General features: G+C 68.5%; 10 protein-coding genes. 8 read left to right on the top strand and 2 right to left on the bottom strand.

What is annotated here, in order from left to right; translation table 11 throughout:
- Nucleotides 1-129 precede the first annotated feature (129 nt).
- The 3 genes from tatC (at nucleotide 130) to NS6_RS04755 (ending at nucleotide 4,779) form a co-directional block, all read left to right on the top strand.
- Nucleotides 130-1,098 carry a twin-arginine translocase subunit TatC gene (gene tatC / locus NS6_RS04765; RefSeq protein ID WP_068036844.1) on the top strand — a complete coding sequence of 323 codons (969 nt, stop codon included), beginning with the start codon at nucleotides 130-132 and terminating at the stop codon, nucleotides 1,096-1,098.
- A gap of 79 nt (nucleotides 1,099-1,177) precedes the next feature.
- Nucleotides 1,178-3,877, top strand: coding sequence for a DEAD/DEAH box helicase (locus NS6_RS04760; RefSeq protein ID WP_068036841.1), 2,700 nt, complete (start codon nucleotides 1,178-1,180; stop codon nucleotides 3,875-3,877).
- A 77-nt stretch (nucleotides 3,878-3,954) separates the two neighbouring features.
- Nucleotides 3,955-4,779, top strand: a complete 825-nt coding sequence (locus tag NS6_RS04755; RefSeq protein WP_068037964.1) for a DUF4333 domain-containing protein — start codon at nucleotides 3,955-3,957, stop codon at nucleotides 4,777-4,779.
- 487 nt (nucleotides 4,780-5,266) lie between these two features.
- Here the strand turns inward: NS6_RS04755 and NS6_RS04750 are convergent, their stop codons facing one another.
- Entirely contained in the window at nucleotides 5,267-6,235 is a 969-nt protein-coding gene (locus NS6_RS04750) for a 5'-3' exonuclease (RefSeq protein WP_068036839.1), read from the bottom strand.
- 71 nt (nucleotides 6,236-6,306) lie between these two features.
- Here NS6_RS04750 and NS6_RS04745 point away from each other — a divergent pair, with 71 nt between their 5' ends.
- Nucleotides 6,307-7,440 (top strand): M24 family metallopeptidase, encoded by a 1,134-nt coding sequence (locus tag NS6_RS04745; RefSeq protein WP_068037961.1) that lies wholly within the window; start codon nucleotides 6,307-6,309, stop codon nucleotides 7,438-7,440.
- Between the two features lie 278 nt (nucleotides 7,441-7,718).
- Here the strand turns inward: NS6_RS04745 and NS6_RS04740 are convergent, their stop codons facing one another.
- Entirely contained in the window at nucleotides 7,719-8,123 is a 405-nt protein-coding gene (locus NS6_RS04740) for a pyridoxamine 5'-phosphate oxidase family protein (protein WP_068036837.1), read from the bottom strand.
- An 84-nt stretch (nucleotides 8,124-8,207) separates the two neighbouring features.
- Between NS6_RS04740 and dprE2 the strand changes: the two genes are divergently transcribed.
- From dprE2 to NS6_RS04720, 4 genes are all read left to right on the top strand, one after another.
- Nucleotides 8,208-8,972: a decaprenylphospho-beta-D-erythro-pentofuranosid-2-ulose 2-reductase gene (gene dprE2, locus NS6_RS04735; protein WP_068036836.1), complete on the top strand. Its 765-nt coding sequence runs from the start codon at nucleotides 8,208-8,210 to the stop codon at nucleotides 8,970-8,972.
- A 115-nt stretch (nucleotides 8,973-9,087) separates the two neighbouring features.
- A complete protein-coding gene (locus tag NS6_RS04730; RefSeq protein WP_068036834.1) occupies nucleotides 9,088-10,335 on the top strand; it encodes a bifunctional cobalt-precorrin-7 (C(5))-methyltransferase/cobalt-precorrin-6B (C(15))-methyltransferase in 1,248 nt (415 codons plus the stop codon).
- A gap of 116 nt (nucleotides 10,336-10,451) precedes the next feature.
- Entirely contained in the window at nucleotides 10,452-10,946 is a 495-nt protein-coding gene (locus tag NS6_RS04725; protein ID WP_068036830.1) for a DUF8020 domain-containing protein, read from the top strand.
- Complete coding sequence (locus NS6_RS04720) at nucleotides 10,943-11,704, top strand: cobalt-precorrin-6A reductase (RefSeq protein ID WP_084470613.1); 762 nt, start codon at nucleotides 10,943-10,945, stop codon at nucleotides 11,702-11,704. The genes NS6_RS04725 and NS6_RS04720 overlap by 4 nt, the downstream gene beginning before the upstream one ends.
- Nucleotides 11,705-11,961: the final 257 nt, after the last annotated feature.

Genomic DNA, 11,961 nt, shown 5'->3' with positions numbered 1-11,961 from the left:
TTGTGACGGCTGTCCACCCGGCGCTGCCGACCGGGCACCGATCCCACCCCGCGAAGGTGAACGCCGGGGTGGGTACAGTGCCGCAGGCCGAGCGGAGCGAGGCACGCTGATACGAGGGCATCCACACATATGCGAATTCCGTTCGACCCCCGGCGCAGCAAACGGCGCACGAATCCCGATGGCACGATGTCGCTGGTCGAGCATCTCCGGGAGCTGCGCACCCGGCTGCTGATTTCTATCGCGGCCATAGTCGTCACCACAGTTGTGGGTTTCCTGTGGTACGCGAATTCGTTCCTCTGGATGGACAGCCTCGGCGAGATCCTGCGCGGTCCGTACTGCGATCTGCCCGATTCGGCGCGGGCCGCATTGTCCCCGAACGGGGAGTGCCGGCTGCTTGCGACCGGGCCGTTCGAACAGTTCATGCTCCGGCTGAAGGTCGGTATGACGGCCGGGGTGGTGCTGGCCTGCCCGATCTGGCTGTACCAGCTGTGGGCGTTCATCACGCCGGGCCTGTACCCGAAGGAACGCAAATACGGGGTCGGCTTCGTGGCCTCGGGGTCGGTACTGTTCGTAGTCGGCGCGGTCCTGGCGTACTGGGTGATCGCGCACGCCCTGAGCTTTCTGCTCAGCATCGGTGACAATGTGCAGATCACCGCGCTGAGTGGTTCCCAATACTTCGGTTTCATCATCCAGCTGCTGATCATCTTCGGGGTCAGTTTCGAAACGCCGTTGCTCATCATCGGGCTCAACCTGATCGGGATCCTCACCTACGAACGGTTGAAGGCGTGGCGTCGCGGCATCATCTTCGGTTTGTTCGTCTTCGCGGCGATCGTCACCCCCCAGGACCCGTTCTCGATGCTGGCTCTGGCTCTCGCGCTGACCGTGCTGTTCGAAGTGGCGGTGCAGTTCGCGCGGATCAACGACAGGCGGCGCGCCAAACGTGCCGAACAGGAGCTGGGCGCCCTCGACGACGAGCAGGCATCGCGGATCGGAGCGCCCTCGCCGGTCGACCCGGCGGCGCCGGTCACCGCGACGGACCCGGTGCGCGCACCCGGCCCGGCCAAGGGGGCGGCACCGGACTATTCGGACACGCTCTGAGCCTGCTCGTATGGCCGTGGACGACCGGCGGATTCTATCGGCGCGACCGGTGTCGTAATCCTCCATTAGTCTCGGACAGGTGACACCGAACGCGTCGCTGACCGCCGAACTGTCCCGGTTCGCCGCCGAGCTGACATTCGAGCTGGACCCGTTTCAGCGCCAAGCCTGTACCGCCCTGGAGAACGGCCACGGAGTGCTGGTGTGCGCGCCCACCGGGGCGGGGAAAACCGTGGTCGGGGAATTCGCGGTGCATCTGGCGCTGGCCTCCGGCGGTAAATGTTTCTACACCACACCCATCAAGGCATTGTCGAACCAGAAGTTCGCCGATCTGACCGAACGGTACGGCCGGGGCCGGGTAGGGCTGCTCACCGGCGATCAGTCCATCAATCCGAACGCGCAGGTGATCGTGATGACCACCGAGGTGCTGCGCAATATGATCTACGCGTCGTCGGATTCGCTGCGGGCGCTGTCCTATGTGGTGATGGACGAGGTGCACTACCTGGCCGACCGGTTCCGCGGCGCGGTCTGGGAAGAAGTGATCCTGCACCTGCCGTCCGAGGTGCGGCTGGTGAGCTTGTCCGCGACGGTGTCCAATGCGGAGGAGTTCGGCGCCTGGATGGAAACCGTGCGCGGCGATACCGCGGTGGTGGTGGACGAGACCCGGCCGGTGCCGCTGTGGCAGCACGTGATGGTCGGCCGCCGGATGTTCGATCTGTTCGACAGTGAATCCTCCGATCAGCGCGTTCTCGTCGATTCCGATCTTGTCCGCTACATCAAACAGCGCGAGGCCGCCGACCGGATGGACGGCTGGGGTGGACCCCGCGGCCGGGGCGGCCCGCGCCGATTCTTCCGCCCGATGCCCCGGCCCGAGGTGCTGACCCGGCTCGACGAGGAAGCGTTGCTTCCGGCTATCACGTTCATATTCAGCCGAGCCGGATGTGACGGTGCGCTGGCCCAGTGCCTGCGATCGGGACTGAATCTGAGTGGTGCGGCCGACCCGGAGGTCGTCGACGCGATCATCGAGAAACACACCGGCGAGCTGCCGCGGGCGGACCTGGAAGTGCTCGGTTACTGGGAGTGGCGCGAGGCGCTGCACCGGGGCCTGGCCGCACATCATGCCGGGATGCTGCCCGCATTCCGGCATACGGTCGAGGAGTTGTTCGTCAAGGGGCTGGTGCGGGCGGTGTTCGCCACCGAAACCCTGGCCCTGGGTATCAATATGCCCGCGCGCACGGTGGTGCTGGAGCGGCTGGTGAAATTCAACGGCGAAACGCATGCCGAACTCACTCCGGGGGAGTACACGCAGCTCACCGGCCGCGCAGGCCGACGCGGTATCGATGTCGAGGGCCATGCGGTGGTGCTCTGGCAACCCGAGGTCGATACCAGCGCGGTCGCCGGCCTGGCCTCCACCCGGACCTATCCGCTGCGCAGCTCCTTCAAACCCGGTTACAACATGTCGATCAACCTGATCGACCGGCTGGGGTCCGATGAGGCGCGGATGCTGCTGGAGCGGTCCTTTGCGCAGTTCCAGGCCGATCGTTCGGTGGTGGGTCTCGTGCGCGGTATCGAGCGCAATGAAGGTCAGTTGCGCAAACTGGCCGCGCAACTCGGTGGCGAGGAGGGCGGTTTCCTCGAATACTTCGGCCTGCGGGAACGGATCAAACAGCGGGAGCGGCAGCTGAACCAGCAGACCCGAAGCGATCGGCGGACCGCCGGGGTCGCGGCGCTGACCGAACTGCGGCGCGGTGATGTGGTCGCCATCGGCGCGGGCCGCCGGGCCGGTCTGGCCGTGATCCTGGAACCCGATGCCACACCGGGCGATCCGCGTCCGCTGGTGCTCACCGAGGACAAATGGGCGGGGCGCGTATCGGTCGCCGATTTCCCGGTACCCGCCGAACCGCTGGGCCGGATGCGGTTACCGCGCCGGGTCGACCATCGCACGGCCCGCATCCGCCGCGACCTGGCATCGGCGTTGCGCAGTACCGGGATCACCGCGCCCAGCCGTGGCCGGCGCGATAAAGGTGCCCGCGGTGCGGACGATCCGGAACTGGCGACACTACGGCGTACAGTGCGCGCCCATCCCGCACATTCCCGGCCGGATCGCGAACAGCTGGCCCGGGTGGGGGAGCGCTACAACCGGGTGCGCCGGGAGACCGAGGCCATGCGGCAGAAGGTCTCCGCGACCACGAATTCGCTGGCCCGCACCTTCGACCGGATCGTCGGCCTGCTGGAAGAGCGCGGATTCGTGCACGACGGCGAGGTCACCGCCGATGGGCGGCGGCTGGCCCGGATCTACGCCGAAAGCGATCTGCTGGTGGCGGAATGCCTGCGACAGGGGCTGTGGCGCGGTTTGGGGCCGGCCGAATTGGCGGGCGTCGTATCCATGCTGGTCTTCGAGTCACGTAGTGAGGGAGGTTATCTCGGTGCCACCGGGCCGACCGCGCCGATCCGCCGGGCGGTGGCGGACACGATCACCCAGTGGTCCCGGCTGCGTACCGACGAATCCGAGCACCGGCTTGCGCCGACTCGGGAACCCGATCTCGGGTTCGTCGACGGAATCTACAAATGGGCCCGCGGCGACGCCCTCGTGGACGCGATGCTGGCCGGCGGGGATCGGGGTACGCCGTTGTCGGCCGGCGATTTCGTGCGCTGGTGTCGTCAGGTGATCGATCTGCTCGACCAGATCCACAGCACCGCAGACGATACCGAGGTCGCGGCCACCGCGGCCAAGGCCGTACGGGCGATCCGGCGCGGTGTCGTGGCCGTGGACGCAGCGTGAGACCATCGATTGTGATTTGATTTCAACCGCACGCGGGGGGCTACCGTGTGTTTGACGATGCGAGTGGAGGCGACCAGATGAGTGGGCCGTACGGACCGAACGACGCCCCGGGACCCGGGGAGGGACGTAACGATCCCACCCAGGTCTGGGGTGGGCAGCAGCCGCCCGGCGCAGCGCCGCAGTGGGGGAGCCAGCCACCCAGCCAGCCCCCGAACGATCCACAGCAGGCCCAGGCCACTCAGCAATGGGGCAGTGGGGATCAGGGTGGTCAGCAATGGCAGCCGCAGCAGTGGAGCCAGCCGCAACCCCAGCCCCAGCAACCCCAGCCGCAGCCGTGGAGCGAACCGACCCAGCAGCAGTGGGGTCAGCAGCCGCCGCCGCAGCAGTGGGGCGACCCGAATCAGCCCCAGCAGCCCCAGCAGCAGTGGGGCGACCCGAACCAGCAGCAGCCGCAGTCCCAGCAGCAGTGGGGTGACCCGAATCAGCAGCAACAGCAGCAGTGGGGTCAGCAGCCGCAGGCACAATCCGGGCAGTGGGGGCAGCCGAGCCAGCAGCAGTGGGGTGCGCAGCAGCAACCCGCCGGCGGGGGCGGTAAGAAAACCGGCGTGATTGCCGGGCTCGTGCTGCTCGGTGTAGTGGTCGTGGCCGGTGTGGTGGTCGCGATCCTGATGCTGACCGCCAAGGACGAGCTGGATCAGGCCGCGGTGCAGACCGGGGTGGCCAAGGTGCTCGCGGAGTCCTACGGGATCGAGGACGTCAAGGATGTCCAGTGCCCGGCGGGACAGGAGGTTGCGGTGGACGCGACGTTCACCTGCGACCTGAAGATCGGTGGCGAAGACAAGACGGTCAATATCAAGATCACCAAGGATGACGGGACCTACGAGGTCGGCCGACCGAGCTGAGTTGTCTTCGGTTGCGGCGCTGCAATTTTCGGCCCGACCTTGCTGTCAGCACTCGACCCGCGCGGCTTCGCCGCATCGCGTCGAGTGCTGACAGCGGGGAGGGTGAACCGTTTCAGGGCCTCGACGGACTCGGCTCCCGGAGTTGTCCATCCCTCACGTCGCTGGTCCAGGGATCACCATCTCCATATGACGATATGCGCATTTAACGGGTTGTGATGAGCATGGTGGGCTCTGCGCGGGTCGAACTGCGAGTACCTCGCCGAGATCTACGCAGCCGCAGGGATACGGGCCCGGTCCGCCATCCATCGTGGTCGCGGTCGGCACCGCCGCGCTGTGGTTCATGCTGCACGTCCACGGGGGCGTTCGGTTCGGTACGCAGCCCTGGTGGGCGCATGCCTGGCCGAGTTCCGTCCCCGCCTCCGGTTCGGCGGATTCGGCTGTGGTCTGCCAGGCTCCGGGACCTTTCCAGGCGCCCGGTCGCGGACTGTCAGGCGCAAGTCGCGAGGGCTGCGATCAAGCGTTTGACGGGGCTTTCGGCGTTGTAGGTCGAGGCCAGTTCCTGGAGCGCATCGGCGTCGGCGGGGATGGGATGCAGCGTATCCGGGCGGGACAGGATCACATCCGCGTCGCGGACCACGCGCACCACCGGGGCCGCGGCGTCGAGGTAGGCGGCGGCGGCACGGAGTTTGGCGCGGATACCCTGGGCGAGCTCGGCGCCGGGATCGTCCACAGCGGCGCGTAACGCCTCGAGCGAGCCGAACCGGCTGATCAGGGTGGCAGCGGTCTTCTCGCCGATCCCGGCCGCGCCGGGCAGCCCATCGGACGAATCACCACGCAATGTGGCCATATCGGCATAGGCGGGGCCTGCGTTCTCCGGCGGTACACCGTATTTGGCCGCTATCTCGGTGGGGCCGAAGAGCTCTGCCTTGGCCAGCCCCCGACCGGCATAGAGCACCCGGACCGGCGGTTCGGGTGTATCGCGCACGACTTGCAGCAGATCACGGTCGCCGCTGACTACGACCACCGGATCGGTGCGTTCGGTGAAGGCCAGGGTGCCGAGCACATCGTCGGCCTCGAGGCCGGCCGCGCCGCCGGTGGCGATACCGGCGGCGGCGAGCACCTCCAGAATCATCTCGACCTGCGGTGTCAACCGGTCCGGTACTACCTCGGCGCCCGGGTCGGCGGCCGGGGAGGTATCCAGGCGATGCGTTTTGTAGGTCGGCACCAGATCCACCCGGAACTGTGGGCGCCAATCCAGATCGAGGCAGACCACCAGGCGGGCGGGACGGTACCGGGTGATGAGCGCGGCCACCATATCGGTGAACCCGCGCAGAGCGTTCACCGATCTGCCGTCCGGCGCGGTGATCTTGTCCGGGATGGCGTGGAAAGCCCGGAACCACAGACTCGCTCCGTCCAGCAGCAGCAGTGGACGCGGTGCGGATTCGGTCGTAGTCACCCGCCGGAATCTACCGGGCGGCACCGACGGATCCGGTGTACCGCCCCCGGACACCGGGTAAGTTCGAGATCATGAGCGCGCACACGGAGTCACGGTTCGCGGCGGAAATCTACGAGCAGCGGCTGGAGCGGGCGGTACAGCTGATCCGCGAAGCGCACCTGGATGCACTGCTCATCACTCCCGGCCCCGACCTGCGGTATCTCATCGGATCGTCCGCGCAATCGTTCGAGCGGCTCACCTGCCTGGTGATCACCTCCGACAAGGCCACCCCCTCGGTCGTGGTACCGAAGCTGGAGGTCGCCGGGTTGCAGGAGTCCGCCGTCGACGAGCTGGGGCTGCGGGTCCTGGACTGGGTGGATGGCGTGAACCCCTACGACCTGGTGCAGTCGGTGTTGCATATCGGGTCGCGGGTGGCGGTCGCGGATGCGATGCCCGCGCTACATCTCCTGCCGCTGGCGCACAGTTTCAGCGGGCTGCCCGTCTCGGCGACCCCGGTCCTGCGGGAGCTGCGCATGATCAAGGACGACGCGGAGATCGAAGCGCTGCGCCGCGCGGGCGCCGCCATCGACCGCGTCCATGCCCGGATGGGTGAATTCCTGCAGGTGGGGCGCACCGAGTCCGAGGTCGGGAAGGATATCAACGACGCGATCGTGGCCGAAGGGCATACCGGGGCCGAGTTCGTCATCGTCGGCAGTGGGCCCAACGGTGCCATACCGCACCACGAGGTGTCGGACCGGCGAATCGAGGCCGGTGATGTGGTGGTCATCGATATCGGCGGTCCGGTGGAACCCGGCTACTACTCGGATTCCACCCGCACCTACGTACTCGGCGAACCCGATCCGGAGATCGCCGCTCGCTGCGCTGAACTGGAACGGGCCCAGGCCGCCGCCGTGGCCGCCGTCCGCCCGGGGGTACGGGCCGCGGCGGTGGACGCGGCGGCCCGCGAGCCGCTGGGGGCCGCCGGCCTCGGTGCGGCGTTCGTCCACCGCACCGGGCACGGGATCGGCCTATCGGTACACGAGGAGCCGTATATCGTCGCGGGCAACGATCTGGAGTTGCGCCCCGGTATGGCCTTCAGTATCGAACCGGGGATCTATTTCCCCGGTGAATGGGGCGCCCGGATCGAGGACATCGTGGTGGTCACCGAGGACGGTTGCGTGTCGATGAACCAGCAGCCGCACGGCCTCACCGTCCTGCCTGTCTGACGGCACGACCGGGCCGGAGGTCGGCGCCCGGCACAGGGCGGCCGGACGCATCGATGAGGTCTTCGGTGCCGCCGGCGGCCGAACGGTTGTGTCGGCTTCGGTCGCGGATCGAATCACCTGAGCGGCTTCGGGCGGTATGAACGGAGCACAGGGCCGTCGGAGGCCCAGGGTCGTACCCGCGACGACCGCACGCCGCCGGGCGCTCGGATGAGGAATCGGCAGGCGGCCCGGGACCCGAGTGCCCACCGTCGGGCTCGTCGACGCCGAGACGCGGCGCTTCAGGCCGTCCGCAAGGCGACCCCGCACAGCACCCGGCGAACATCGATCGCGAGTACCACGCGGGCCGGGTTTTCCCGCGGGGTGCGGTAGCGCTCGGCGTAGCGGCTCTCGGCTTCCCGGACCTGCGCCGGTTCGTCCAGGACCGTGGCCGGGCCCTCCAAGGTGAGCCAGCGCCGGCCGTCGACCTGACCGACCGCGGCGTAGCCGGACCGCCGGATGTTGCGGGCCTTCACCGAACTGCCACTGGTGATCACGCGGACCAGCCCGGCAGTCCCATCCCAGGTGAAACCCACCGGCACCACATGCGGGGTGCCATCGGAACGCAGGGTGGTGAGGGTGGCCAGATGCCGTTCGGTGAGGAACTCGACGGCGGCGGGAGACAATTCGACGGTATGGGTTGCCATACGAGGACCGTAGCGGGTGACCTGGACCCGACCCGGGGTCTCCCGGTGCGGCCCGCGACCCGCACCGGATGACAGACTGAGCGCATGGTTGTGCGTCGTAGACGAGGGATCGACCCGGGCACAGTGCTGGTGCTGGGTGGACGCAGCGAAATCGGTTTGCAGATGGCGCTGCGACTGGCACCCGGCAGGGCCGTGGTCCTGGCCGCACGGCGCTGCGAAGAACTGCACACCGAGACCGCGGCGCTCACCGCGGCCGGTGCGACAGCGGTTCATCCTGTCGAATTCGATGCCATCGACACTGCGAGCCATCCGGCGCTGCTGGCCAAGATCGTCGCCGACTACGGCCCGGTCGGTGTCGCGGTCCTCGCGTTCGGCGTACTGGGTGATCAGGCGCTGGCCGAGGCAGACCCCGGCCACGCGCTGGCCGTGGTGCACACCGATTACACAGCCCAGCTCAGCGTCCTCACCGTGCTCGCCAACGAGTTCCGTGCCCAGAGCAGCGGACATATCGTCGTATTCAGTTCGGTGGCGGGGGTCCGGGTCCGGCGGGCGAACTACGTCTACGGGTCGGCCAAAGCCGGGTTGGACGGTTTCGCCAGCGGTCTGGCCGATGCGCTGCACGGTACCGGGGTGCATCTGCTGCTGGCCCGCCCGGGATTCGTGATCGGCCGGATGACCGAGGGGATGCGGCCGGCGCCGTTCTCCAGCACGCCCGACCAGGTCGCCGATGCGGTCGTGGGTGCGCTGGGCCGTCGAGCGGGCCGGGTCTGGATACCCGGGATCCTGCGCCCCGTGTTTTTCGGAATGCGCCTGCTGCCCCAGGCAGTCTGGCGGCGGCTGCCCCGGTGAGCGCCTGCACCGGCCGGCGGCAGCATGATCCGTACGCCGTCGGGGCCTGGTTGTGCCGTGTCGCCCGCCGGGAGCGACCGAGAGGTACTGCCGGAGCGGCCCGGGGAGGCGCGGTATGAGCGCCGACCCGGCGTTGCGGTGGGCCGGGTCGCGTATTCCCGTGGTCGGTATCGGCGCCGACGGCTGGGCGGGTCTTCCGGAGACGTCGCGCGATGCATTGCGGGAATGCGCGGTGCTGCTCGGGTCGGACCGGCAGCTTGCCCTGCTACCCCCTGAGATCACCGCCGACCGGCAACCCTGGCCCTCACCGCTGGCGCCTGCGCTACCGGGTCTGCTGGCGGATCTGCGCGGCACCCGGCTCGGGATACTTGCCAGTGGGGACCCGATGTTCTACGGCATCGGCACGACCTTGGCGCGGTTGCTGGGCCCCGAATCGCTGCGGGTGCTGCCCCAGCCGTCGTCGGCCTCGCTGGCCTGCGCCCGGCTCGGCTGGCCGCTACCCGAGGTAGGCATTGTGAGCGCGGTCGGCCGGCCGGTCCGGCGGGTGCTGCCGGAACTGATCGACGGCCGCCGCGTACTCGTCCTCAGCGCGGACGCCGGGACCCCCGCCGAGATCGTGGAACTGTTGCGCGCTCACGGGTTCGGGCCCTCCCGTGTGACGTTGCTGGAGCAATTGGGTGGCCCGGCCGAACGGATCGTCTCGGGCCTCGCCGCGGACTGGCGGGAAGTGCCCGGTGATCCGCTCAATATTGTCGCGATAGCGGTGACCGGCGAACCCGGACATCCGCGTCGCACCCGGCAGCCGGGGCTGCCCGATTCCGCGTATACCGGCGACGGTCAGCTCACCAAATCGGAGATCCGAGCGCTGACTCTCGCTGCGCTCGCGCCGGGGCCCGGCGAGACCCTGTGGGATATCGGCGGCGGTTCCGGCAGTATTGCGATCGAATGGTGTCGCACGCATCCGTTCTGCCGGGCGGTGATCTTCGAAATCCTGGACCGGCGCCGCGAACAGATCGCCGGAAATGCCCGCGCACTGGGCGTCCCCGACATCGAGGTGCGCGGTGAGGCGGCTGCCGAACTCGCGGCCGACGCAGTTGCGGGAACCCCCGACGCGATCTTTCTCGGGGGCGGCCTCACCACGCCGCAATTATTCGAACGATGCTGGTCGCGGCTGCCCGCGGGTGGGCGGCTCGTGGCCAATGCGGTCACTGCGGAATCGGAGTCGCTGTTGGCCGCGTGGGCTGGGGAGCACGGCGGAGAATTGCGCCGGTTCCAGATCTACCGCGGGGAGCCGCTGGGACGTTTCACGACCTGGCGTCCGCAGCTACCGGTGACACAGTGGTCTGTCGTGAAGAGCCGATAGGTCGCTACGGCTGCGTGACGGTGCCAATCGAACGGACGAATCGGACAGCGCGAGTAATGTCACTGTGCGTTCCGAGCGTGGGTCACCGGGCTTGCGCGTAACGTCGGAGAACACGAGTGAAGTACAGAAGATTCGCCGCCACCGCGATTATGGCGGCCGCCGCGACCGGGATCGGAGCCGGCACCGGCTACGCCGCTCCTGCCCCCGCGGCGCCGGCCGTTGAACAGTCGGCGAACGCGGTACCGGAAGTAACCGGCCACGATCGCGGCGGCCTCGATTACACCCTGGCGCTCGCAGAGGCCGGTAAATCGCTGGTCACCACGGTTTCCGGGGGTGCGTTCAGTCTGGATGCCGCCAACAACGCGGTGGTGCTGACCAGTGCCGCGGGCGAATGCCGCACCAGTATCCCGCTGAACCAGCAGACCGGCGGTGAGGTGGTCGCTGTCGCCGCCACCATCGACGAGGACAGCCGCCGGCTGACCCTCACCCCGCAGGCCACCCCGGTGGCGGGTGCGCCCGGTGCCATCATCGGCGCCGGTATCGGACTCGCGGTGGCCGGTGGGCCGCCGCTGCTGGATTCGGCCATGGCCTACTTCAGTGGGCAGCCCTGAGAATTCTGCTGCTGGGCGGTACCGGGGAGGCACGGGAACTGGCCCGTGCACTGGCCGGCGAGCGAGGACTCGAGATCGTGTCCTCGCTCGCCGGTCGAGTATCCGATCCGGTACGTCCCGGCGGGACCGTTCGGGTCGGCGGCTTCGGTGGTGTCGAGGGGCTGCGGAAGTGGCTGACGGGCAACGAAATAGAGCTTGTCCTCGACGCCACCCATCCGTTCGCCGCCACCATGACCGCGCATGCGGCGCGGGTGTGTGCGGAGTTGAGTCTGCCCATGGTCCGGCTCAGCCGCCCGGGCTGGACTGCCGGACCCGGCGACCACTGGCTGCGGGTTCCGGACCTGGCCGCGGCCGCACGGGTATCGGCGGACACCGGTGACCGGATCCTGCTGACGATCGGCCGGCAAGGGGTCGGTGCTTTCGCCGGATACAACCGCCCGTGGTATCTGATCCGCGCTATCGATCCACCCGAAGCCGCGCTGCCGCCGCGCCACGAGATCCTGCTCGCCCGCGGCCCGTTCACGGTGGAGTCGGAAAGCGCGTTGCTTGCGGAACACCGTCTCGACGTGCTCGTCACCAAGGACAGCGGCGGTGCGGCCACCGCGGCCAAACTCGTCGCGGCCCGGCATGCGGGCGTACCTGTCGTCATGGTCGATCGGCCGCAGGTGCCTCCCGGGTTCGTCGAGGTCGCGTCCGTCGGCGCCGCGCATGCATGGGTCATCGCTTATGCTGCCACGCAACGCAATCGGTCATTATAGCGCGGCTACCCGATAGGTGCAGGGACGGGCCTGACTTCCGCTGGGCGAGTACACCTGGGGCAGCGGGTGCGGTCGACGCTCGGTACCGCCCGTGCGTGGTGCGATCGGACAACGGGATTGCAGTCGATCCGGTCGTTCTGTGGAGCCGTGCCGATGAGCCCCGGAGGCCGGAGCCGGCTTCGTGGTCGTTCGGTGCTGTGGCCGTGGCCAACCCCCGATTACCTGTTCCGGCGGCGAGGAACGGGACGTTGCGGGCG

It is taken from the genome of Nocardia speluncae NBRC 108251, from assembly GCF_001613245.1.
GTDB lineage: Bacteria > Actinomycetota > Actinomycetes > Mycobacteriales > Mycobacteriaceae > Nocardia > Nocardia speluncae.
This window is presented reverse-complemented; position numbering and strand designations above follow the sequence as displayed.

Excerpts from the sequence above, each read along its gene's own strand:
- tatC (WP_068036844.1), top strand. The coding sequence starts at position 130 with ATGCGAATTCCGTTCGACCCCCGGCGCAGCAAACGGCGCACGAATCCC.
- NS6_RS04755 (WP_068037964.1), top strand. The coding sequence starts at position 3,955 with ATGAGTGGGCCGTACGGACCGAACGACGCCCCGGGACCCGGGGAGGGA.
- NS6_RS04745 (WP_068037961.1), top strand. The coding sequence starts at position 6,307 with ATGAGCGCGCACACGGAGTCACGGTTCGCGGCGGAAATCTACGAGCAG.
- NS6_RS04740 (WP_068036837.1), bottom strand. The coding sequence starts at position 8,123 with ATGGCAACCCATACCGTCGAATTGTCTCCCGCCGCCGTCGAGTTCCTC.
- dprE2 (WP_068036836.1), top strand. The coding sequence starts at position 8,208 with ATGGTTGTGCGTCGTAGACGAGGGATCGACCCGGGCACAGTGCTGGTG.
- NS6_RS04730 (WP_068036834.1), top strand. The coding sequence starts at position 9,088 with ATGAGCGCCGACCCGGCGTTGCGGTGGGCCGGGTCGCGTATTCCCGTG.